The 23764-nt window shown below is 44.0% G+C and carries 21 protein-coding genes and 4 pseudogenes; 14 read left to right on the forward strand and 11 right to left on the reverse strand.

Going from position 1 to position 23764, the window contains the following annotated elements:
• Positions 1-315 precede the first annotated feature (315 nt).
• Positions 316-1698, reverse strand: a complete 1383-nt coding sequence (locus QUA99_RS25885) for an NB-ARC domain-containing protein (protein WP_333242062.1) — start codon at positions 1696-1698, stop codon at positions 316-318.
• A 320-nt stretch (positions 1699-2018) separates the two neighbouring features.
• Between QUA99_RS25885 and QUA99_RS25890 the strand changes: the two genes are divergently transcribed.
• The 8 genes and pseudogenes from QUA99_RS25890 to QUA99_RS25925 all read left to right on the forward strand — a co-directional run.
• Positions 2019-2312, forward strand: coding sequence for a hypothetical protein (locus QUA99_RS25890; protein WP_333242064.1), 294 nt, complete (start codon positions 2019-2021; stop codon positions 2310-2312).
• Positions 2313-2349: 37 nt separating this feature from the next.
• The gene (locus QUA99_RS25895; RefSeq protein ID WP_333242066.1) at positions 2350-3396 is read left to right on the forward strand and encodes a ricin-type beta-trefoil lectin domain protein; all 1047 of its coding nucleotides are present in this window, start codon (positions 2350-2352) and stop codon (positions 3394-3396) included.
• 284 nt (positions 3397-3680) lie between these two features.
• The gene (locus tag QUA99_RS25900; protein ID WP_333242068.1) at positions 3681-3905 is read left to right on the forward strand and encodes a CopG family transcriptional regulator; all 225 of its coding nucleotides are present in this window, start codon (positions 3681-3683) and stop codon (positions 3903-3905) included.
• Positions 3892-4230 (forward strand): type II toxin-antitoxin system PemK/MazF family toxin, encoded by a 339-nt coding sequence (locus QUA99_RS25905; protein ID WP_333242070.1) that lies wholly within the window; start codon positions 3892-3894, stop codon positions 4228-4230. Before QUA99_RS25900 ends, QUA99_RS25905 begins: the two co-directional genes overlap by 14 nt.
• A 174-nt stretch (positions 4231-4404) precedes the next feature.
• Positions 4405-4650, forward strand: a complete 246-nt coding sequence (locus tag QUA99_RS25910; protein ID WP_333239226.1) for a hypothetical protein — start codon at positions 4405-4407, stop codon at positions 4648-4650.
• A pseudogene (locus QUA99_RS25915) lies at positions 4647-4994 on the forward strand (type II toxin-antitoxin system PemK/MazF family toxin). Before QUA99_RS25910 ends, QUA99_RS25915 begins: the two are co-directional and overlap by 4 nt.
• Positions 4995-5123: 129 nt before the next feature.
• Positions 5124-5902, forward strand: a pseudogene (locus tag QUA99_RS25920) (ISKra4 family transposase); the annotation flags it as partial.
• Positions 5903-6012: 110 nt separating this feature from the next.
• A pseudogene (locus tag QUA99_RS25925) lies at positions 6013-6252 on the forward strand (ISKra4 family transposase); the annotation flags it as partial.
• 287 nt (positions 6253-6539) lie between these two features.
• On the opposite strand, the pseudogene QUA99_RS25930 reads toward QUA99_RS25925, so the two are convergent.
• Positions 6540-6709, reverse strand: a pseudogene (locus QUA99_RS25930) (IS4 family transposase); the annotation flags it as partial.
• A 237-nt stretch (positions 6710-6946) separates the two neighbouring features.
• On the opposite strand from QUA99_RS25930, the gene QUA99_RS25935 reads away from it, so the two are divergent.
• Positions 6947-7390 (forward strand): hypothetical protein, encoded by a 444-nt coding sequence (locus QUA99_RS25935; protein ID WP_333242073.1) that lies wholly within the window; start codon positions 6947-6949, stop codon positions 7388-7390.
• Between the two features lie 108 nt (positions 7391-7498).
• On the opposite strand, the gene glnA is transcribed toward QUA99_RS25935, so the two are convergent.
• Positions 7499-8920 carry a type I glutamate--ammonia ligase gene (gene glnA, locus QUA99_RS25940; protein ID WP_333136740.1) on the reverse strand — a complete coding sequence of 474 codons (1422 nt, stop codon included), beginning with the start codon at positions 8918-8920 and terminating at the stop codon, positions 7499-7501.
• A 337-nt stretch (positions 8921-9257) separates the two neighbouring features.
• Between glnA and apcB the strand changes: the two genes are divergently transcribed.
• On the forward strand, positions 9258-9767 hold the full coding sequence (gene apcB / locus QUA99_RS25945; RefSeq protein ID WP_333242076.1) for an allophycocyanin subunit beta: 510 nt from the start codon (positions 9258-9260) through the stop codon (positions 9765-9767).
• 253 nt (positions 9768-10020) lie between these two features.
• Here apcB and QUA99_RS25950 read toward each other — a convergent pair whose 3' ends face one another.
• Positions 10021-10260 (reverse strand): hypothetical protein, encoded by a 240-nt coding sequence (locus QUA99_RS25950; protein ID WP_333242077.1) that lies wholly within the window; start codon positions 10258-10260, stop codon positions 10021-10023.
• Positions 10261-10481: 221 nt separating this feature from the next.
• Here QUA99_RS25950 and QUA99_RS25955 point away from each other — a divergent pair, with 221 nt between their 5' ends.
• Both QUA99_RS25955 and QUA99_RS25960 read left to right on the forward strand, forming a co-directional pair.
• The gene (locus QUA99_RS25955; protein WP_333242079.1) at positions 10482-11438 is read left to right on the forward strand and encodes an SAM-dependent methyltransferase; all 957 of its coding nucleotides are present in this window, start codon (positions 10482-10484) and stop codon (positions 11436-11438) included.
• Between the two features lie 143 nt (positions 11439-11581).
• Positions 11582-12271, forward strand: a complete 690-nt coding sequence (locus tag QUA99_RS25960) for a hypothetical protein (RefSeq protein WP_333242081.1) — start codon at positions 11582-11584, stop codon at positions 12269-12271.
• Positions 12272-12435: 164 nt separating this feature from the next.
• On the opposite strand, the gene QUA99_RS25965 is transcribed toward QUA99_RS25960, so the two are convergent.
• From QUA99_RS25965 to QUA99_RS25985, 5 genes are all read right to left on the reverse strand, one after another.
• Complete coding sequence (locus QUA99_RS25965; RefSeq protein WP_333242083.1) at positions 12436-13095, reverse strand: type I restriction endonuclease subunit R; 660 nt, start codon at positions 13093-13095, stop codon at positions 12436-12438.
• Positions 13092-14540, reverse strand: coding sequence for a GTP-binding protein (locus tag QUA99_RS25970; protein ID WP_333242085.1), 1449 nt, complete (start codon positions 14538-14540; stop codon positions 13092-13094). The genes QUA99_RS25965 and QUA99_RS25970 overlap by 4 nt, the downstream gene beginning before the upstream one ends.
• A 340-nt stretch (positions 14541-14880) precedes the next feature.
• Positions 14881-16329, reverse strand: coding sequence for a slr1306 family protein (locus QUA99_RS25975; protein ID WP_333242087.1), 1449 nt, complete (start codon positions 16327-16329; stop codon positions 14881-14883).
• 398 nt (positions 16330-16727) lie between these two features.
• Positions 16728-17810 (reverse strand): ATP-dependent 6-phosphofructokinase, encoded by a 1083-nt coding sequence (locus QUA99_RS25980; RefSeq protein ID WP_333242089.1) that lies wholly within the window; start codon positions 17808-17810, stop codon positions 16728-16730.
• A 313-nt stretch (positions 17811-18123) separates the two neighbouring features.
• Positions 18124-18366, reverse strand: coding sequence for a hypothetical protein (locus QUA99_RS25985; RefSeq protein ID WP_333242109.1), 243 nt, complete (start codon positions 18364-18366; stop codon positions 18124-18126).
• Positions 18367-18502: 136 nt separating this feature from the next.
• Here QUA99_RS25985 and QUA99_RS25990 point away from each other — a divergent pair, with 136 nt between their 5' ends.
• Positions 18503-19009: a hypothetical protein gene (locus QUA99_RS25990; RefSeq protein WP_333242091.1), complete on the forward strand. Its 507-nt coding sequence runs from the start codon at positions 18503-18505 to the stop codon at positions 19007-19009.
• Between the two features lie 104 nt (positions 19010-19113).
• Positions 19114-19932, forward strand: a complete 819-nt coding sequence (locus tag QUA99_RS25995) for an FkbM family methyltransferase (protein WP_333242093.1) — start codon at positions 19114-19116, stop codon at positions 19930-19932.
• Between the two features lie 463 nt (positions 19933-20395).
• On the opposite strand, the gene QUA99_RS26000 is transcribed toward QUA99_RS25995, so the two are convergent.
• A complete protein-coding gene (locus tag QUA99_RS26000) occupies positions 20396-21976 on the reverse strand; it encodes a glycosyltransferase (protein WP_333242095.1) in 1581 nt (526 codons plus the stop codon).
• A 121-nt stretch (positions 21977-22097) separates the two neighbouring features.
• Positions 22098-23540 (reverse strand): xylulokinase, encoded by a 1443-nt coding sequence (gene xylB, locus QUA99_RS26005; protein ID WP_333242097.1) that lies wholly within the window; start codon positions 23538-23540, stop codon positions 22098-22100.
• Between the last annotated feature and the right edge of the window lie 224 nt (positions 23541-23764).

Consider the following 23764-nt stretch of genomic DNA (forward strand, 5'->3'; position numbering starts at 1 on the left):
GTGGCGTATTGTGAGTCGTTTGGGTACATCCTATTTGAGGTTTTTTGTCAACCTCTTTTACTGGACTGGCGCTCTAGCAGCTTTAAGAACGATCTTACCGCAGCGAAAATAATCGTTCCAGTAACATTCAAACCATAGTTTTCCACTGACTTTTTCCCACACCTCAAATAGTAATTTGAATAAATCCTCACTTTCCTCATTTTGTGATAAACACATCTCGTCGGCGAACCCGTTCAAATCACTAAATAGATTTGCTCTCTCTTCTTGTAATGTTAAATCTATATTCATAATTACCTTTCCGTTTAATTGTCTGGATTAGTCAATATCGTACTTCCATTTTGTTATCTGTTTCCATTCCTGAAGTGACCGTTGCCACTTATCCACCAATCCTCTTCGCAGGCTGCGTCTTACCCAAGGATGCAAGTTATATCGCAATTTACCTTTGGCATCTGTTTCCTTTTCAATCAAATACCACCGCCCCAGTTCGCGCCGCGTTACGATCCAGTCTGACTCCTGTACCTGTCTGGTACCAGATAATTCTTCCCAAGTCACACCTGCATCAGACTCCCCCATGTAACGGAGTACGTTTTTAGTTACATTGCTAATTCGCTGCCAAGCTGTCTTTAGGGAAAACTCGTAAATGTTTTCAACATCTCCGCTAGCTTGTTCTAGTGCCGACAACACGGGCTTTAATGTTCCATCGTCCAAGACACGCCCAACGATAAAATGTAATGCAAGCGGAGCACCGCAAGATAAATGATAGACTTGTTGAAGTTGCTCTGTGTTTGCTTGTAGTATTGCAGGTACATTTTTGTATTTAGCTTCATCTTGCAACAACTGGTAACAGCAGTGCTCTTCCAAGGGCGGAATATTAATCAGTCCAACATAAGAAGCATTGGTTTGGAAGCGACTGGTTAGTAATACCCGACTAGGATTAAGCATTGCATTAAGTTTGGGTAAAATATCCTCAAGTTGTGCGGTTTCAGCATTGTCTAGTACAATCAGCCTCTTTTCTTCTTTAATGCGCTGGTGAACTCGCTTTACCGAACAGCCATCTAGTTGATGGGCAATCTCTTGAAGTAACTGATTCCAACTAAGCGCCTCATCTCGTTGTGACTGGCTGATTTTACCATCTAAAAATTCGGTGTCTCTTGCTTTAACCCATAGCACATCCGCAAAGAGATTGTTACGCACTGCTGCCCTAGCAACTTTACAGGCTACTTCTGTCTTGCCGTACCCTGCACTACCGCATAGAGAGAGAATAGGTGATTCTTGCGCGTCGTTTAGCCGATGTAACACTTCTTCGCTGAAACTCTCTCTTCCCCACACCTTTCGGCATCGTAAATTGGGAATCCATACCCCGCGCTGGTTTTTGCTGTAACCGTCAGTTGGTTGTAGTGGTAATACGTTAATTTGGTCTGCCAGTGAAGGTGTTTTGCTTTTAACAGATAATACCACAGGTAACTCTATTACCTGAATTTCGCTGGGTTCAGCAACTTCTTCCCAGTTAACATCTACGGCTTGACAAATTCCCATGAAGGCAGATCGATCGATCCGGTCCCCCTTCAAAAACCTCTTCAATGTTGAGATTGAGGTAAAAGCAGCTTGCCGCCACTTTTCTTGAGTCCAGCGCTTGTTGCATCTAGCTTCGTCAACGATTTTTAGCCCTCGTTGTGACGCCTTCAGAGTATTAACCATTCTGCATTACCCCTGCGGTGTTCTCACCCAATTATAGCTCACCTTGGTTCCGTAAGTAAGAGAAGCAGTGAACTATTTAGTGAACTAAAAAATGAGCCAAGCTGAGCCGTTAATCCAATTTGGATCTGAGATATTAGAAATGTGGGAAGCAAATTGTGGAAAAACTAGGGCAATAAGGCAGAGCGAGCGCATTTTTAGCTAAATTCATTTTGTCATAGCTAAAAAAAGAGTGGACTGTTCGCCTGAGTCAAAGCTCTAAGTTAGTAATGTTTACTTCAGCGTCAATGTTTCCCTAGTTAATCAAAAATTCCCTAAACCCAATGTCAAAATCAGGATTGTTTTTATGGCGATTAACTTTTCTAATCGCTTTACAATTGACCATCTTATTTTTAGGTCAAAAAGCACAAGCAGGAGGTGGAGACTCAGATTCAGTTGATTCAGACTCAGAAAATCGACCAAAGATAATTAATGCTACTGCCAACATTAAATGGAATAAATGGAGTCAACCTTATTGGTTGAATAGCCAAGTTTGTCGGGACAGAGCTGGCGATACTGCCTGTTTCAGCTCTGATACTGCTAGAAAATTGGGCTGGAATATTCCTGAACGTAATTAATCTAAATCACTCATCTCATCATTAGGGTAGTCTGACAATGAATTTCAAGAAAGTTCAAAAAATTGCTGCGCTCGTCATTGCTAGTGTTTCTTTAGTAGCTAAAGCACAAGCCGCTCAAGCATCGGAAACTTTTCAGGTAAATGGTGGATATGCGCTGAATACAAATAACTCTTTTCGGTTAATTGACGGTAATCCTCGGATGTCTCTTTATCAGCATAATATCAACGATCCCGATCAACAATTTGATCGTTTACCGGGTAATTTGGGGGGTGTACTGTTACGTCACCGTTCTACAGGAAAGTGCTTAAATGCTCATTATCTTTCCAATAATGCGGAAATGAATGTTTGGCCTTGCAACCCTTCCGATCCCGATCAAAACTGGAATTTACTGAGTCTTCCTATTGGGGAGTTTTTAATCCGTCGCAATGGAACTAACTTTTGTGTTGATTCTCCTACTCGTACTAATACCGGCAGAATTCATCTAATTACTTGCGATGCTAATAATGCGAACCAGCGTTGGAGAAGCAGTGCTAGTAGTGTAAGTGGTAACATTAATTTACCTTTTGGTCGAGGTCAAACTTGGTATGTCTGTCAAGGCTATCAAAACAGCACCATCACTCATAACAGTAACACTGGCAGTACCTATGGTTTAGATTTGACTGTATCAAATCGAGACTTTGGTACAAATGGTTGTTATGCCTATGACAGCAACGTCAATAAATCGGCAAATAAACAAGTTCTCTCCCCTGCATCTGGGATAGTTTATCATGTGGCTGGAACGTCTGATTTAGTTTGCTTATCTATTGACCAAAATCGTAGTCTTTTGATTGGTCATATAAATCGTAGTGTTTCTAATGGTCAAAGAGTGAACGCAGGTCAACTCCTAGGTACAACCCTTTCTTACACACTAGCAAGTAATAAATATGCCCACATTCATTTAGAAGGACGACGTAGCTCCAATTGTGCACGGGGAACTTCAGTGCCTTTAACTGCTGCTAATGGACTTCAGATTATGGGTGTGGGAGATTTACCCGATCTCCCTGTTGGTAACGATCATTTCAAACGAGCGTTAACGAGACCATAGTTCATTAGACATCTCCGAAAGTTTCCCAACCCCTTCTCTCATTACTTTTTGAGGAGATCGCAGTCAGGTATGTGACTCCTCAAAAGCAACTTATTCAACCGCCAGATTGGGAAAGTCTTGTTCCCACGCACGGGCGTCCGGCCTGTGCGATGGTATCGATTCAAAAAAGAGCGTGAAGGGGAGCTATCCCGTAGGGAATCGCCCTGTAATAGTAGAATTTACTCTAGTTTACTACTTGTGCTATAATTGAGTAAAAATCTTTGTAATTACCAATTGCTAAGATAATGCAAGCTAAAAAAATATCAATTTCCCTATCACAATCGCTAGTAAACTTTATTGAAAGCTACAAAATTGCTAAAGGATGCAACTCGCCCTCCCAAGTAATTGAAGTAGCTTTGGAATTGCTGCGGAATCAAGAACTAGAATCTGCTTACCGACAAGCATCCAGTGAAGTAGACCCCGCTTGGGATGTAACAGTTGCCGATGAATTGACAGATGAAACGTGGTGAAATTTACTACGCTAATCTAAGTCCTACGGTTGGTTCTGAGATAGATAAACGCCGTCCTGTATTGGTGGTGAGCAATGACGCTAATAACCGTGCCGCCAATACAGTTACAATTCTACCAATTACCTCTAATGTAACCCGTGTCTACCCTTTCGAGGTCTTACTAAATCCAGAGGATAGCGGTTTATCCAAACCTTCTCAAGTTCAAGCACAGCAAGTACGGACAATTTCTAAACAGCGAATTAGCAGCGATGCAGTGGGAAGTTTGAGTGAGGAAATCATGCAGTTGGTAAATGCTGTTCTCAAACTGCATTTAGATGTCGATTAACTCTGATATATAGGCGTTTTTTTTCGTGGCACGGGCGTCCCGCCTGTGCGCCTGTGCGATCGCGGGCATCCCGCCTGTGCGACCCCAAGCTTTTAAGCTATAATAGTTGCCTAACGTCGAGGTAAGTAAAAAAGTAACATAGTTGCCTAACGTCGAGGTAAGTAAAAAAGTAACATGGATCAAACTTCTACAGTTACAATTAGCAATACATCTTATCAAACCCTCGCAGAAATCTCTGCACTCTCAGGAAAACCAATCGAAACAGTTCTCGAACAAGCGATCGAACAATACCGAAGACAACAGTTTTTAGCAGCAGCCAACCAAGCTTATCTTGCCTTACGCGATCGCCCAGAAGCTTGGCAAGAAGAACTTGAAGAACGGGAAGCTTGGGATATCACTTTAGAGGATGGTTTAGAATGACATCCGCCAAACCATCACGGGGTGATATATGGCTGATTGACTTGAACCCAACACGAGGAAGAGAGCAAGCTGGCAAGCGTCCCTGTCTAGTGACATCTGTAGATTTATTCAATCAGGGTGCTTCGGGATTAGTTGTGGTACTACCAGTCACATCGAAAGATAAAGGAATTCCCTGGCACGTCGAAGTTAACCCCCCATAAGAAGGACTTAGACAGCGAAGTTTCATTAAATGTGAAGATGTGCGATCGATCAGCATAGACAGATTTTTTGAACGGTGGGGTACAGTTTCTCCAACAACATTAATTATGGTAGAAGAAAGACTGCGTATTCTTTTAAATTTATAGCTAAAAAATATTTTTTAGCTTTCATACTGATAAATCGCCCTTGGGTGCATCTCACTTTTGCGAATATGTCAAAAAAGGGTTAAAATAAAAAAGCTAGTAAAATCGTCAAATAAAGATGAGGTAAAGAAAATGACACCCTCAGACCAACAACAGCTAAAAGCCCACTTAAAAGCGGCAGCAGAAATTCTTTACAGAAATACCGAGCCAACCGAGTTAAAAAGTTTTGAGAGTATAGAAAAATCTGTCCGTCAGAAAATGTTAGAAGAAGTGGGTCCAGAACTAGGGAGCTTTTTTTTCAGCAGTATCAGGAATTCAAACAGGAAAACCCCGAAAAATAAAATCAATAATGGGCTCGCTCGACATTACAGATAATCAGGCAAAATATTTTGGCTTAAAAGCTTACAGTCAATTTAGTCCACTGATGGAAAATAGCTGTCTTTTAATCACTGCTAACGAATCTTATCAAATGGCAGAAAAAGATTTGGAAAAATTTACGGGTATCAAAATTTATCACAGTACATTACTCATATTAGTCAATCGACAATAATTTGAATTGCCTACATCTCAACAAGGAGTCAAATAAATTACATTGGATGGCGGTAAAGTCAGACTACGCAACGAAACCGAGGGCGAGACCTGTTACTGGAAAGACTATAAAGCCGTGTGTTTAGATAATGTTTATTCGGGAGCATTTTTTCAAAATAATCAAGATTTAATTGATGGGACTAATAGCCAAAAATTACTACACCCTATGTATTGCTGTTGAGATGGTCGTGCCGGGATTTGGAACATCTTTAAAGAAATTGGAGATAATGAACAAAGACAAGAAATCTTAGATTGGTATCATCGAACAAGAAAATCTCTACAAGGTAGGGGGTTCAATAAAACGATTGAAATCAGCAGAAAATACAGCGTATTCCAGGTTTGTGAAGTATAGGGACACGGGGCAGGGCGCGGTGTCGAAAGGAGGGGAAGCTCACTCTAGGTCGGTGTACTTCATAAATGTGGAATCTGCTGTATGTTATGGCAAGGCAACGTTGATGAAGTTATAAATTTATTTAAAGACTTTAAAGGTCAAGAATTTAAAACGTTTTGCAATTATTGAGAGTTCCATCGCTGCCGAATACTAAATTACCAATCCTACAAATAAAAATCCATAATTTCGATTGATTTGGGAACAGTTGAATCAACAATTAAACGCATTGGATTAAGGGTGAAAATATCGGGAGCCTGGTGGAATATTGAGAACGTTTCCTAATTCCTTGCTCTTCGCTGTGCTTATCTCAACGGTCAACTTTCAATTTGATGTATTTGCCTTCATTGAGATGCACCCTGTTGAGATACTTGTGTGGGAGGACACCATAAAAAACTTTCCCTCCCCAGGATGCGGGTTAGCTCTCTGACCAAGAATTTCAAAGGTGGTACCCGCCACGTGATTTATCCGTGGAATCAATCGAAAGCATCTCAAATCGAAAATCCTCAAGAAAGAGCATTTATCTCGCGCAAGTCAATCTAAAATCTCAAATCTCAAATCTAAAATCGATTGACTCCTGCCACATCCCGCCCGACTTAGCGTCAGCAGCGCCGCCACCATCAACGGTAGGTTCAGTATCCGGTCTCTCAACCCCAGTCGGCGGTAGTAATTTTCACCCGAAGGTAATGGCGGGTGTGACCAAGGCTTCGAGTTGGGCGGCGACCACTCGATCTTCCACCATCGGTTGCTGGCTCTTGTTAGTATGGTCTCTATTAGTTTTTCGGGTTCGGCTCATGGGGACTCACCGGGGCCTGATGACTGTTCCAGTCTGAGTTTCACACGTTTGATCTTGTAGAGAAAGTCCCTCAACAGCAGCACTCGCTGTTGTTAACTTGTCAACAATGGTGCGCCCAGGACTGTAATTGCTAATTGCTAATTTTGAATGAGTGCAGCATCTCACAAACAAAGGAGCATAAATATGGTGAATCATTTCAATATTTTGGTAATTTTGACTGTTAGTGCAGCGGTTCTCGGTTTGGGAAAAAGTGGGGCGCTAGCTGCTGTCTTGAATATCTCTGAGACTAACCCTGGTTTGCAGCTTCACAGCCTGCAAATAGCAGAAAAGAGCGATCGCAATTTAAGCAACTCAAAAGGTACATTAAAAGAAGGCAGTGCCCTCTCAATCGATCCTGATGAAGTTACGGGCATACCAAAAGCTGAGGCGCGACAGCGTTTCATTTTGAATAAGATATATCGGGTTCAGGAAGGCACTACCGCTGACGATTTGTTTATTGTTGATGAGAAAGCAAATAAATGGGCTGTAGAGGATGTCTCAGAAGCTACAGAGGGCGCTACTACTCACAGCGTTGCCCAGATAGTGTCGGGTAACGGGAGAGTTTGGGCGCCGATCCAGAAGTTCTAAATTTAAAAAAACGCCGCTTTTAAGGGCGGCGTTATTATCAATTAAAAATCACAGGTTAAAAATAGTATAATTACCATTTTTAACTTTTAATTTTTAATTTTTAATTTTCTAACAGTCGTAGTAGAGAGCAAACTCGTAGGGGTGAGGACGCAGCCGCATCGGGTTGACTTCATTATCGAGTTTGTAGGAAATCCAGGTTTGGATGAAGTCTTCGGTAAATACGCCGCTTTCAGTTAAGAAACTGTGGTCTTTTTCTAAAGCTTCTAAAGCGCCTTCCAAGGAACCGGGAGTCGAAGGAATTTTGCTCAATTCTTCAGGGGAAAGGTCGTAGATATCCACGTCCAAAGGTTCGCCCGGATCGATTTGATTCTTGATGCCGTCTATGCCGGCGCACAGCATGGCTGCAAATGCTAAATAGGGGTTGGATGTGGCATCGGGACAGCGGAATTCTAACCGCTTAGCTTTGGGGTTGGTTCCCGACAACGGAATCCGCACTGATGCCGATCGATTTCCTTGAGAGTAAGCTAAGTTTACAGGCGCTTCAAAGCCCGGAACTAAACGCTTGTAGGAATTAGTCGTGGGGTTGGTGATTGCCAAAAGTGCCGGTGCGTGCTTGAGAATGCCGCCGATGTAATGCAGTCCCATTTGACTGAAACCTGCATATTGATCCCCTGCAAATAGAGGTTGGCCGTCTTTCCAAATCGACTGGTGAACGTGCATCCCGGAACCGTTGTCGTTAAACAGCGGTTTGGGCATGAAGGTGATGGTTTTGCCGTATTTTTTGCCGACGTTTTTGATGACGTATTTGTAAGTCAGCAAGTAGTCGGCTGCTTGTACTAAAGTTGCAAAGCGGAAACCGAGTTCGCACTGACCGCCGGTGGCGACTTCGTGGTGGTGCTTTTCGATGGGTACGCCGCATTTTGCCATTGTCAGCAGCATTTCCGTTCTCATGTCTTGTGAGGTATCGGTTGGTGCTACTGGGAAATAACCTTCTTTGTAACGCGGTTTGTAGCCGAGGTTGCCACCTGCTTCTTCTTTGCCGGAATTCCAGCGACCTTCGATCGAATCTACGTAATAGTAGCCGGAATTTTGGGTTTGGTCGAAGCGAACGTCGTCAAAAATGAAGAATTCTGCTTCCGGGCCAAAGAATGCTGTATCGCCGAGACCGGTCGAAAGCAAGTAGTCTATGGCTTTTTGGGCAATGGTGCGGGGACAGCGACTGTACGGTTCGCCGGTGCGGGGTTCTTTGATGCTGCAAATGAAGCTGATGGTCGGTTCTGCCATGAACGGGTCCATCCAAGCGGTGGTCGGATCGATGACCATCGTCATGTCTGATTCGTTGATGGCTTTCCAGCCCCGAATGCTGGAACCGTCGAAGGGTACGCCGTCTGTGAATGCGGTTTCGTCGATTTGGTCGTGGTACAGGGAAAGGTGTTGCCAGATCCCCGGCATATCGATGAACTTTAGGTCAACGATCTGGATTTGATTTTCTTTTATGTAGTTTAAGGCTTCTTGGGGTGTCTGGAACATGACTTACTCCTGATATTGGTTGTGTCTTGGCGATCGGCCGATTTCAGACTGTTTGGGCGATCGTAGGCCTTCAGTATCCACTATTTTGTAGCCATAGATACAAAATTTTGAAATTGGGGCCCAGTGCGGCGGGGCAGTTAGTGATTCTTGCCCTGTCGATTTTTCGGCTGAAGATACAAGGCAAACGGCTGAATTTTTCGCCCGTTTGCCGGGGATAGACGACCCTTCGTGAAAATCCTATCTCAAATCTTAATCAAACGCCGATTTGTAGTAGTCTACAATAGGCGGTCTGTCTCAGATAGCAAAGTATTGATAAAGATTTTTGGGAGAGAAACTTATGCGCGATGCAGTGACGAGCCTGATTGAAAATTATGATGTTGCTGGTAGGTATTTAGACCGAGATGGTATCGATCGGTTGAAATCTTATTTTGCAACGGGCACGGCACGGGTACAGGCGGCGGCGGCGATTAACAGCAATGCTGCGACAATTGTCAAGCAAGCTGGTATTCAGCTATTTGCCGAACAGCCTGAATTGATCCGTCCGGGCGGAAATGCCTACACGACTCGCCGCTACGCGGCTTGTCTGCGGGATATGGACTACTACTTGCGCTATGCTACTTACGCCTTGGTGGCTGGAAGTACCGACGTACTCGACGAGCGCGTGCTGCAAGGTTTGCGCGAAACTTACAATTCTCTAAGCGTTCCCATTGGCCCGACGGTGATGGGGATTGGCATTATGAAGGAGATGGTTAAGGCTCAGGTGGAAGCTGCTGGCTTGTCTGTGGGGCCTTTTTTGGAGCAGCCTTTTGATTACTTGATTCGCGAATTGAGCGAACAAGATATTTAAGTCAATTTGCTACTTCTTTTAACAGCAAATTGCTTTTGTAGCTTGCAGTTAGCAGCAGTTGGATCGATCGCTTTTTTTGGCTTCGCAGCCTCAAGCGATCTTTTTTTATGGGTTATGCCATTTGAGATTAAAGATTTGAGATGAAAATTTTTAAATTTAAAATTTTATATTTAAATGATTGAATAATTGGGAATGACTGATGAATTAAGGGTTTGGAGCTTCCCTACAGTTGCATTCTTTCTTGAAACTGGTGTTAAAAATCGCCAACACGTCCCCAAACGAGGCATTTGTCCAGGGGATTTTTGGTTTGATGCCGCTCGACTTGTTCGGCGGTTCTTGCTTCTACTTCCCCGTTGGGATAAACAATGTGGATGATGTCACCGCTGACGAAAGCCCAGGTATTTTCTTGACAATCAGCCGGATTTCTGATAGGAAAGTTAATTGTTTTCATGGTCGATCGCCCTAATGGTATTGGTAGCGCTTTTAGCTGCATCTAAATCATCCGCTAGTCGCCAAAGTTTTTGTGTGATTCTACGGATGTTTATCTGCGATCGAACTACACAATCAGAGTGATCTCAGTCATATAATGTCAGGTGGGGCGATCGCCCCGCGACGATCGCAAAACCAAAATGCTCGCCAAAAATCCGCAGTCGGGCTTGTGCGTAAGTGCTAATCTGGTACTGTTCTTAACCCTATCCGTACAGATTAAAAACCTTGGCTAAACAGCGACTAGACACTTTATTGGTCAGCCTAGATTTGTGCAGTTCCAGACAGCAAGCTCAGGCATTGATTCGCACAGGGAAAGTCTCTATCAACCAGCAGGTAGTTGACAAACCGGGCACTGAGGTCGATATTGGAGCAAAAATTCAGATAAAAGAGCGATCGCGCTATGTTTCTAGAGGCGGCGATAAATTAGCAAAAGCTTTAGAAGTTTTTGCGATCCCGGTTGCAGGCAGAATTTGTCTCGACGGCGGCATCTCCACAGGCGGTTTTACTGACTGTTTGCTGCAAGCAGGCGCTGCCCTAGTCTACGGCATAGATGTTGGCTACGGTCAAGCAGATTGGGGCTTGCGCAACGATCCGAGAGTAATTTTGAAAGAACGTACCAATTTGCGGTACATGACTCCTGCTGAGCTTTACGGCAATTCACCCCCCCCAGCCCCCCCTTGTCAAGGGGGGGAGCAAGATTCTTTGCTTTACGGCAATTCACCCCCCCCAGCCCCCCCTTGTCAAGGGGGGGAGCAAGATTCTTTGCCAATAGGGGTTTATGCAGATTTGGGGGTAGTAGATGTGTCGTTTATTTCCCTGGATAAGATTTTACCGTCGCTGTGGGAATTGTTGGCACCGCCCCGAGAAGCGGTGTTGCTGGTAAAGCCGCAGTTTGAGGTAGGGCGCGAGAGAGTCGGGAAAAAAGGCGTAGTGCGAGACTCAGCAACTCAAGCCGATGCGATTTTTCAAGTGTGGAAGGCAGCCACAGCTTTAGGATGGCAGCAACGCGGCTTAACGTGGTCGCCTTTACTTGGCCCGGCGGGTAATATCGAGTATCTTTTATGGTTGGGGATCGATCGCGAACTGGAATCAGACCAGAGGGCGATCGAAGATGGTGTCGTAAAGGAACGGATCGCACAAGTCGCAAAAGCGGCCGCCCGGGAACTTGTCGATCGATTGTAGATTGTAGATTGTAGATTTTAGATTGATTTCAAGATGTCAAGCTAATCAATTTTAAAAGTCAAATTTGGAACTCCAGATTGGTCTAAAATTTCAAGTTGTTTTGTCAATCGGACTCCTCAACTTTCACAAGAGTGAATAATTCCATGCAATCATTCAAACAAGCCGGTTCGATTTTACTGTACGTTCTAGGTGCCATCGGGTATGTGGCGATTGTAGCTACTATTGTAGGCGTTTCAATTCTCATCAAGTGGGCAGCTCTGCTACTAGCAGACAAATTATTATATACAATTCTGATTATCGGTGATTTGTTGAGGGGCATCGAAATTATTGAACTGTTAAATATATTGGTATTTGCTTTTATCGGTATGGGAGTGGGTGTGGCGACAAGGCTTCTACACCCTCAATACGGTCGCCAAATTAGTGCGGCTTTCTTGATAGTTATAGTTCCCTTAGTTTTCATGATTACGCCAGCCATCAGATATAATTCTTGGCTGGAAAAAGTAGAGGAATCGGATAACTTATCGCCTTCAGAAACTGCAACATTAACTAACTCATTTTTGAAGAGAAAGGTAGGAGTGCCGAGTTTTATCGGTTATTACGTATATACTGGTCAGTTTCCGGTTATTCCGACGAAACAATCGGAGATGAAAGACCTCGACAGTTTTGAAAAAAAAGTTAATTCCAGATTTGTACAGTTCACAGGTATTGCTCCGACTATTGTTTCTTGGTCAATGCGGGTTTGTTTTTGGCTGATTAGAATATTTTACTTTTCTATAGCGGTAATTGCGACGATCGCGCATTTTAGGGAAGGTGTTATAATCGCTAGACGGTAATACGATTTTCGATTTTCGATTTTCGATTTTCGATTAAAGAATTGGGAATCATATCAAATCAGGTAGCATCGGAATTAATATTACCCGAAATCAGGACACGGCAATGCCGTGTCCCTACAATTAATCGCGGTAGGGAAACAGCACTGCCGTGTCCTCCGTTTATATCATTCCGGTGCCACCGGAATTAATATCAGTTGACCAATTTTTATCAAGACTTGAAGAACCGTATAAAGTTCGTTCATTAGAGGAACAGGTGAAAAGATTCTTGATAAGTCATATTTAGGCGGATTCTGAAAGTCTAGCTTGACGAATACAATTTCACTGCCATTTGTCATCGCAGCAAAACTCGGTCTATCCTTGCGGGGATTGGCGGTCATGTATGCTAGTGTTTCGGGAAGTGCAGACATTACTGAAATGGTGGTGCGCTTCGGCTCTAAGAGTGTCACCCAAAACTGATTTTGCATCGCTAAAACATCAATCCGTCCCTTGAGATTTTCTACTTCATCATCCTCGTCATCTAAAACAATTTGTACATATTTTTCAGCCATCATTTTAAAAGGTGGATCGTAAAAACCCGCTCGTTCCAATAGAGGCGAACCCATGATTAGCGTAACGGTTCCTTCTGTAAGGCTTCCATCATTTAAATGATAAAGATATCGCCGCCGAATTAAATTGAGAGCGACTTTATCGACTTCTGTAATTTCGGGTAAATCTGGATACCATTCTGAGAAAAATCCCTCGGATTCAGTTCGCGTAATATTGAATCGAGATTCAACATCTGCTAAAGTTTGGATGATTTCAGTAATGGCTGTTGTTTGTGTCATATTTTAAACTCTTGCTGCAAGCGATCGATAATTGTATTGCGCTCGATGGTGGCGAGAATTTCTTGAATTACCGTATCTTGTCCCAGGGGGCCCCAGGTGCAGCCTTTTTCTAAATAAACTTGGGCGGCGCGACCGACAGCGTAAGTTCCGTAAGCTGCTAAACTAGCTTGAGTGACAGCGACTCCGGCAAAAGTAGAAAAGCCGATGTGCGGGGCTGCAGCCGCCGCACTCTTGCCAAATCCCAAGAGGAAACTGCTGCCCAATTCTCCCAAAAGTACGCCGCCAGCACTGGAGAAAATAGTCTGCCAAAGTTTCCCCGCTTCGTAACCAGTCATGGGTAAACCGTAAAGTCTGGATAAAGAGCGAATTAAGGCTAAATCTGCGACACTTGCTCCCATTACATCCAAGAATGCCACCGGGTTTAAACCCACAGCCAAAGCTTTATATTTTGCAAATTGCCAGATTAAATCTTCGGCTTCTGTTTGCCGCAATTTGAGAACGTGACGGGCAATATTTGCTTCGGCATCTCTAGCTTCAACTAAAGCATTCAGAGCCAGGAGCGATCGACCTTCTCTGTTAAGAATTGTGAGAATTTTATGTTTTAGTTCGTCTATCTGCGCCGGCGGCGACTCCCATTCGTTAGTTACTCTTCCGTCGGACCATTCCACCCGCACTTGCACCGGCGCGGGTTCGGCGGCTACCATGACTATTTCTAATGATTTAGCAGTTTTAGGCGGTGATTTTGCAGTAGATTTATCAGATGGGTGGTTTGGGTCGGACAAATTTTCGCTATCTGTTTCCTCTGTTACCGCAGCGGCTGCTAACTGTTCAGAATTTCCCAGCGCTTGCAAACTTTGGTAAATAGCTTTTCTGTCTAATTCTGGATAAAGGTCAATTTTATTAAAAACTAAAATTACCGGTTTTTGAGCTGTTTGCAATTCGCACAGTGCTTGATATTCAGTTCGGGTGATATCGCCTGCAACGACAAACAGAATTAAGTCAGCTTGGCGAGTTACTTGTTTTGCCATTTCGCCGCGCACTTCGCCGCCAACTTCATCAATTCCGGGAGTATCAATTAATTCTACTTGGATTTTTTCTCTGTCTTCTGTGGCCCGAAGATAAGGAATCGTCCAGCGCACGGAACGCGGCCACTGAGTCACGCCGTTGAGAGGGCCTGTTTGCAGGATTTTGTGACCTAAAAGCGCGTTTAATACGGCTGATTTGCCGCGGCTGACTAGGCCAAAAGTAGCAATGCGAATGACGTTGTAGTCAAGTTTTTCTGAGGTGGAAGTTAATATATCTAACTGCTTTTGCAGCGTTGCTTCTAATTCTGTATTATTCGAGTTTTTTTTGCCTTGGCGCAGGTGGGAATAGCGCGCCAGGGATTGGCGCAAACTGGCGCGGGCTAGGGATAAGCGATTTTCTTGAATGGAGTTGTCAGCCATTGGCGATCGGCTTTTTTAAGCAGGTATAATTGATCGTCGAATTATAAATCCTATTTCTTATTTTAATACAATTTTTCATAAATTTATAATTTTTTATTGGGGAATTAGGTAGGGACACGGCACTGCCGTGTCCCTACGGATATCGCGGGCAATCGACCGGATTTAATATCAGATACCCTGGGCGATTGACCAAATTTAATATCAGATGCTGGACTAATTTTAATTGACCCCTGAATTAACGGTTGCTTAATGGGCGGCGGCTAGGACACGGCAGTGCCGTGTCCCTACGGATATCATGGGCGATCGACCGAATTTAACAACATCAGATGCAGGACTACTTCTAATTGACCGCCGACTTAACGGTTTCGGGCCCAGATACCTGAGATGAAAGGCGACTCGCCACTTGGTTGATGAAAGATTGCAAGAAGGAAACTTGCTGATTTTGCGTAAATACTGCTTGCAAAGTTTTAGTCAACTGGTCGAGATTGAAAATGCCTTTGGCAGCATTTTCCAGTTCTTGACTTTGGAAATATTCAATTAAACTCAGTCCTGCTATTCTGGTAAAATATGCTGCACTAATTCCCTGCACAGCGCCTCCTGCTACATAGGTGACGGCATTGCTTTTAAGCAGTCCAGTAATAGTTTGAGTTGAGAGTTCTACTAATCCCAATTTGAACATTTGATTGGCCAAAGTTGCCGCTACTGTCTTAGCTTGGTCTAAGGAAAACTTTTGCTGGTAGATAGCGCCGAGGTCGATTACGAGTTGGGTGCTGATGGCGGTTGTTGCTAGCAAGTCTAAAGCGGGAACCGGATTAGTAAAAACGGCGGCGGCGGCGATGTACTGATATTGTTCGATAATGGGAATTGCCCGATCGCGCCTGACTGCATTTAAGAAGGTTTTCGCTTCTAATTTAATACTTGCAGCTTCGCGCACTGCACTCGCCCAGACTAACTGTTGCCGTTCTTCCGTTAAGATTTTAGTCAATCTTTCCGTCAGCGCGTCGAGTTGAGAGACTTGATTTTCGATCCGTTCTTGAACAGTGCCGTCCGCTTGGTGCTGGCGCACTTTAATAGAATTGGGAGAAGCTGCGATCGCAATTATATCTTCTGTCCGCAATATTCCTTGCATTTTCTGCTGCAAAGAATGCAAAACCTGCGACTGCTGTTCTGGCAAATATTGGTCCAGTTTGTTCCAGACTAGCAACACCCGCTGACCTGCGGACGCTAGCTGAGATAATGTTTTAAATTCGGAATCTGTGATATCGCCCGCTGTCACAAACAGCACTAAATCACCGCCGATTTTGGCATCGGCATTTGTATTGGCAAACAGCGGTGCTGTTTCTGGGAAACTCAGCTTTTGCGGGTGTTGAGATGCCCAATTAGAATTTAAAACTTGAATTAAGGCAGTTTTGCCGACAGCTTTGCCCCCAGTGACGGTAATCCGCAAATCTTGTCTGTCTAATTCGGATCTGAGCCGATCGAGCTTTGCGGTTAGATTAGCAGGATCTGCGGAGTTTTGAGCTTCTGAGGCTAGCAAATTAATTGCGGCTTCGGAAGCCGCGATCGCTTTTTCGGCTGCTTCCCGGTCTGCCAGGGGTTGCGGGAGTGCGAGTTCGAGTTTGGGGGATTGTTGCTTCCACCACCAATACCCCGCACCGGCAGCCGCCAAGCCGATGAGTGCCGTTTCGCCCATTTCTGAACCCGAATGCTGTAGAGTTTCCAGCAGCCACAGCGCTGCTGAAAGTCCTATGCCGCCTATTAAAATCGGTCGCCGCAAGTTAAGTGTCATTTTTTCCTTCCTGTGGGTATTGTTACCAAGCTTAACCTTCGCGGGCTTGGCCTCCCTCCCTATATTCCATCGTACCTCTGCGGCATCCAAACTGGCAGGCGGGCGATTCGACTTTTGGGCGGATTACACCCTAAACCTTTTCCAGAATTGCCAAATGTTTGTAGTAAGGACTTTAGTCTTTGCTATTGAGTTGGGAAATAAAGCAGTGAAGTCCTCACTACAAACTGTTAATCGGGAGCATCTCATATTTGTAAAAATACTTCTTTTTGCTCCTTCCTTCTTCCTCTTTCCTTCTGCCTCTTTCCTTCTTCCTCCTGCCTCAAAACTCCAATTTTTAGCTTGGCTGCAAAACTGAGATGCTCCCCTGTTAATCTTTGAGAAATCGGACGGGTAATTGTTTAGTCTCCCAGACAAATTCCCAAACCGCGGGCAGTTTTTACCAGAGTACCATTGAAGTCTACAGGACTGTATCTGGCGATCGCATCTTCCAGAGGAACGCTTACAACTTCCCGCTTTTGCCAAGATACCATGCAGTCGTATTTCTCTTCGGCAACTAAATCAACTGCTGCCACGCCAAAAGCAGAAGCAACTAATCTTTCTAGCGGTGAAGGTGTTCCCCCGCGTTGAGTGTGTCCCAAAACGGTGACGCGAGTTTCTGCACCGCTGCAGTCAGAAATTCTATCAGCTAAATACTGACCAATTCCGCCTAATCGACTTTGACCTAAGCGATTTGTGTGCATTACTAACTCGCCTGCTTCTGTGCGAACTGCCTCAGCTACTATAATTAAACAGTAGTTTTTTCCCCGGTCTTGGCGTTCTTGGATTTGGGCGCAAATTTTGGCAATTGTGTAAGGGATTTCGGGAATCAGAATTATATCAGCTCCCCCAGAAATTCCGGCACTAATCGCAATATGTCCGGCGTCGCGTCCCATGACTTCAACAATCATGACGCGACTGTGACTTGCCGCAGTAAAATGCAAGCGATCGAGTGCTTCAGTGGCAATATTGACAGCAGTATCAAAACCGATAGAACGCTCGGTAATTCCGACATCATTATCAATAGTTTTAGGAATAGCAACTAAATTCAAATTGCCGTGTTGAGCAATCTTCCTGAGAATGGCAAGACTGCCGTCGCCACCAATGCCAATTAAGGCATCCAGACCTAGTTGATGATAGCCTTCGATAATGTCGTCAGAACGATCGCGTAGAGTTCCATCCGGCATCGGGAAAGCAAAAGGGTCGCCCTTATTTGTCGTGCCTAGCATCGTACCGCCAATGGTGAGCCACGAGTCTACTTTCTCAATATCCAAGGGAATTGCTTCAGGGGGACGACTCATCAATCCGTTGGTCGCTTGACGAATCCCCATCACTTTCCAATTGTAAGTTCCCCTTGCGCGGTAGACAACGGCTCGAATAACTGCGTTTAAGCCTGCACAGTCACCTCCGCTAGTGAGGATACCGATACATTTTTGTTCTCCCATAATTTAGCCCGACTTTTGTTACTCCAAATATGAGTCGATCTTGTTAGATCCCGATCGTCCAATCCTAATTTTCGACGAAAATAGGTAGGAGAAAATAAACTTTACTCTGTAACAGAATGTAAAGCTATCATAACTTTTGTGATTGCTTTCATAAGATATCGCTCCTTTGGGGAGCGTTTCACTCGTTTTTGACTGCTTATGTATTTTCAAGCTTCATCGACCTAATTGAGAGGCACATCCGTGACGCACCCCACAAGTTCGATTGCTAACTTGCGTACCATCGCCCATCACCGTCTCCAACAAAACATCAATTTTACTTCTGATTGAGGCGTTTAGAAACTTGGTTAATTATACCGCTGAGAATAGCACCGCCCATGAGAATTCCGAGGGCGGGATTAAATACGGGCTGCCACAGACTGTACCACAAATCAAAACCGAGATTCACCCCGGTCGAGCGACCCGCTACTGCGATCGCAAACCAGCCAAAAATGGCAAACACGAAAAATACATCAGCTACTAGAATAAAGTTGAGCAAGTTGAGAAGTTTATCTTTCATATCGAGCGTTCCTTTTGAGTGCATATCTGTAAACTTTTGGCAAGCGGTTGGTAATGGAGCGGATTGATAGCTGCAACTGGCGATCGAATAAAGATAAAATATCATTCAATTGTTGTCGCGCACAGGCTGTCAAAATATGGTTCGCTATACACTTCCTCAAAGCCCCGAAATTATTTTAACTGTCAAAGGGAAAGATTCAGGCAAAGCCCGCGAAGAAGCGATGGATCGGCTGATGGAGCTCATGGATGATGGTAAACTGCCTACGCAACTCCTGGAGGGATTTGGGCCCAAGCAGTTTGTTGAAGTTAAGGATATCGAAGATGCCGCGTCTGACGGCGAGGACGCGATTACTGAAGCAGTACAGATTTTGAGCAATTTGGCAAGTCTCAAATTGAAAGTCATGGAATCCCGCGAAGAAGCACTTAAAATCCGGGCGGCGATCGACATTTTGTTTACAGATGAGGCTGTGACGGCCGAGGAAATTGGTCGCTTGAAAGATGGTTTCAAGGTTCTCAAAAACTTTGCTCAAGCTAACGTCCGTTATCGAGAAGCTAGAAGTAAAGCCGAAGAAGCGCGGGCAATTCTCGACGAAGCTTTGCAATCTGTGGAAACCGAAAACAAGGTGCAGAAGTCTGCGAAATAAGGACAATAATTACGCACCAATTCTATCTGTAGGGTGCGCATTGCGCACCTGACCTGCACAAGTATCTCAACCACGATCGCCTGATTTAAATCAGGATAAATATCATGAGCCAAGAACAAACAGGAATTGTCAGAAGCACCATGTCAGGCAGCTTGTTGCTGGCAAAAAAGTTAGGTTTTGAACCAAAAACTGTGATTGATGTCGGCGCGGCATTGGGAACTTTTACCCTTTACGAAACTTTCCCCAATGCGCGACATTTGCTAATTGAGCCGATCGCCGAAAATGAACCTTATCTCGCCAAAATTTGCCGCAAACTCAAAAGTGCAGAATACATTATTGCTGCTGCAACCAAAGAATCGGGAGTTTTCACCCTTAACGTCAGTCCCGATATGCTACATTCTTCGATTTCTGAAAATCGCGTTACTGATAGCAGCAATCCTTATTTGAGAAACATACCAGCAATTACCCTGGATGGAATATGCCGGGAAAGAAACTTGTCAGGCCCGTATTTAATTAAAGTTGATGTAGACGGACAGGAATTAGATGTTTTAGCGGGAGCAACGGAGATTTTGCAGCAAACTGAATATGTAATTGTAGAAGTTACTTTGTTCGGTCAGATGTATGATGTAATGAGTTTTATGAAGTCCCAAGGATTCGCAGCTTACGATATTGTTGATTTGGGATATCGCCCGAGTGATGAAGCTTTGTGGCAAGTTGACATGGCTTTTGTTAAGGAATCTGGTCAATTTAGAAGATATAGCAGTTTCGCAACCGGACAGCAGGATATCGAAGCCGTTAACTCGTATCTCAAAGTTTATCGGGAAAGTTTCATGAAATATATTGACACTCATTACAGCGACCCTGTAGATCCCGAACCAGAGGTCAGTCAAGCTGTTGTGGGCGAGGATTATGTCATCATTTAACTCAAGTTGCTTCCATCTAATACTAAATCAAGGTCGCACTTCGCACGCTTATTTAATTCATCCTCAACATCTAAAAAACTGGTTTTCTAAATGCTGCTATTGCCGTCTATAAGCTTGCAATCTGCTGTAAATTGGCTTTCATTAGATATCAAAAAGTAGGAATGCCCTAATGCGGGCCTCACTATGATAGAAATATCAATGCAGCTAAAAACATTAGAGATCGAGGTTTACGAATTTGAGACGTAGGGCATACCTCAGTAGCTTCTGGAAATAGAGTAAGACCAAGTAAAGGCACTGCTTTTACTTGGCATCAAGCTGTCAAGGAAGAATTCCGCGTCCGTCAAGCTACGCTGTGACCGGGTAGTGTCAACTACCACAATTAATCCCAAAGCGCTTTTGTTGTGAATCGTTGAGTTGCTGGCGATCGAAGCTGTCAACCATCAACTAATAGAGGTTCTCAATTCTAGTTCTTTAGCCCAAGGTATTGCTGCCAAAATATAGTAGATGTCATTTCCTTTGAAGCACTTTTCCATTGTGTACTTACGGATGACCATTCATTAATACCTTCAGCAGCAACTTTAAACCACCTAGTCAAAAGGTTAGTACCAGCTAATTTATCTACCTCATTTTCGTTATTATAGCTTTTACTAAGCTTTACAATGCTCATGTGAAAGGTTTCGGGATCAGAGTTTTTGATAAAATCTGGACCTTTTAGATAGTCTTCAAAAGATTTTACAACCATCTCTACATGATTATAATCAAATTTTGCTAAAGCCTGAAGTATTACTTTTGTCAAATGCTCAACTGCATCCATATATTCTGGAGAATAATGGATGGAATAAGCTATTAAATCATTGCGGATATAATAATAATTTTCCCAATTGACATTCTTGGCCGAAGCTGGTTGATGCCACACCGCCAGTGATGGAAAAGCTACAATGTTATTGCCCAACTCTTTTATTCTTAAACCAAACTCTACATCATCTATTTTGATAAATAAAGGCAGCGGTAATTTAGTTTGTTCAACCAGTTCCTTAGAAAAAGAGAAAAACCAAAATCCGCCATAGTCTACATCTTCTTCCTTGAGCAACCTGTTGAGAGAATTAGAGTCTCGTAAATCGATATTATAATTTAAAGCAATTAATGCCCCAGGCCCAAATCCTCTATTTTTAGAATAGGCGTTGTACGATGCTCCTGCTTCATACAACATATGCTTTTTTTGTAAATTTAGCAGTCCACCCGCTACAGCAAAATCAGAATTGGCGTATTCATACAAAGGAAATAATTTATAAATACATTCACTTTCTAACTCTATATCATCATCCATAAGCAAAAAATGAGAATATTTTTTTTCCTCTAAAGCTTCCACCAACCCTCTGGTAAAGCCCCCGCTTCCACCAGCATTTATATTAGGAAATAGCCTCAGTTTTTGCTTTGCGAAATCAGCTTCATCTAAAGTTCTACCATTATCCACAACGAATACTTTAAAGTCCTTGGTTTCTAGTAATTCATCTTGAAAAATTGCATTTAATGTATTTTGTATGAAGTCCTCTTTTTTAAATGTGCAAATTACAATCCCCAAGGATGCTTCTCTAGTTTTACTTTGATCAGTTGCTATCCATGCCCCTTTAAATTCACCCTGTTCACTAGAACAAGTTATTTCAAAATATATTCTGCCCGCTTTTTTACCTTGAAGGAGATTTATTGGTGAGATTTTTACAGGCTCAGAGAATTGACATTTCTCAAAGCTTTCTTCAGCAATTATTTCTTTGTTTTTTTGTCCATCAAATTCTCGGTAAACAGAAACCTTAAAATCGCCTTCAAGTTTCAGCAAGTAGTAGATAGAGCTAAGAGTTGTATATTGAGTATAAAATCTCTCGTAAAACGAATTAAAGTAAGAATTTGAGGAGACAACACCACCCTGAGATAAAACAACCTTTTTGTCATCTTCCTGGTAGTTTATAGAGGCAGATTCATTACACCGTATATATACATCCGCGCTTTCTGCTGATTTTGGGAGCTTAATTCCAGCTAATATATTCATGTGATATGTACCTACTATGTTAGTAAATTTTCTTGTTTTATTTGAGCGATCTTAAGCATTCTTAGCTTAAGAATAATTTGTACCTAGCTTCTAGCACGTCCTCCTTGAGGCATAACTCCTATCAAGTTTTTTTAAGTCGTGGATAAAGCGCTTGATATCGCATCCAAGCCTCTTCTAGGGTGGGATCAACAGATTGCGGACTTGCAGCAAGCGTTGGTGTGGCTGCCAGTTTGATGGTGTCATTTGCATCTGCGTATATGCCAATTCCTATACCTGCCAGTAGAGCTGCACCACGCGCGGAAGCAGCAGCAACTTTAGTTGCATAGAGGGGTATTCTCAATACATCGGTCAGTAATTGTTTCCAAGGCATTTCTGCAGTTCCACCGCCTGCTAAACGCAGTTCTGCCGCTTTAAAACCTGTTGCCTCAAGTGCCTCAAAACCTTGTCGCAAGGCAAAAGCAACTCCCTCTAAAGCCGATCGCATCAAGTGCGCCTGTGTGTGATGAAGTCCCAGCCCCACCCATGCCCCGCGTACATAGGGGTCGAGGTGTGGAGTTCGCTCACCTGTCAGGTATGGCAAAAATGTCAACCCTTCACATCCAGGGGGAACAGAAAACGCTTGAGTATAGACCTCCTGCCAGCTCAAGCCGAGGATACCTCGCACCCATTCAAGCGCTAACCCAGCATTTTGAATTGCTGCAAGGGCGTACCACTGGTTAGGTACGGCGGCTCGATAGAGATGTGTACGACCATGACGATCGATAATGGGTTGCGATCGAGGTGTAATGATTTGAGCGCCTGTGCCGATGGTTAGTTGAACCAAACCAGGCTCTAGTAGTCCGTTGCCAAGTGCCGCCGCTGCGGTATCCGCAGCACCAGCGATAACAGGTAAGCCAACTTTTAAGCCAAGATGCTCTGAAGCAACAGTTGTTAGGTAGCCGGCGATCGCACTAGAGGGGATAATTTTTGGCAACCAATCACCGCGTAGATTCAGCGCCCAGATGGCATCCTCTGCCCAGTTGTCCGACACAACATCGTAAAGCAAAGTACCGCTAGCATCAGATGGTTCGGTTGCAACTTCTCCAGTCATCCGCAACCGCAGCCAATCTTTGGGCTGGAGTGCCCAACGCGCTTCGGTGCAGACAGCAGCCTCGTGTTCTCGCAGCCACAACAAAGTGGGGCCCGCCATTCCAGCCGTAATCGGGTTGCCCAATCGCTCTAGAATAGCGGGATCGATCGAATGATAAGTATTAAGCGCGGCACTAGAGCGAGTATCTGCCCAGAGGATAGCAGGACGCAGGGGCTGACCAGACTCCGAAGCTAGGACAACACCGTGCATTTGCCCTGAAAGTGCGATCGCCTGTACCTCTTGAGCGTGATTTCCCACAGCCTTCCTCACAGCCTTTGCAACAGCTAACCACCAATCTTCTGGTTCCGACTCAGCCCATCCAGGGTGGGGTGCACGAACAGGATAAGAGCTTGACGCCTCACCTATTGCGGTTCCGTCTATCGCTAGGAGCAATGCCTTAGCAGAGCCTGTTCCTAAATCTATGCCAAGCAGCATCAGGCTAGTCCTCAAATAGTTAAAAGTTAAGAATCCAAAATTACAGCAGATTCCACATTTATGAAGTACACCCGCCTATAGTGAGCTTTCCCCTAGGGACACGGCACTGCCGTGTCCCTACACTTCACAAACCTGGAATACGCTGTAGATTTGCTGCCAAATATAGCCGTCGCCATAGAGATTAGGACACTCTCTTAAGAACGGCTTCCATCGCATCGCGCAAA

It is taken from the genome of Microcoleus sp. F10-B2, from assembly GCF_036704965.1.
Classification (GTDB): domain Bacteria; phylum Cyanobacteriota; class Cyanobacteriia; order Cyanobacteriales; family Microcoleaceae; genus Microcoleus.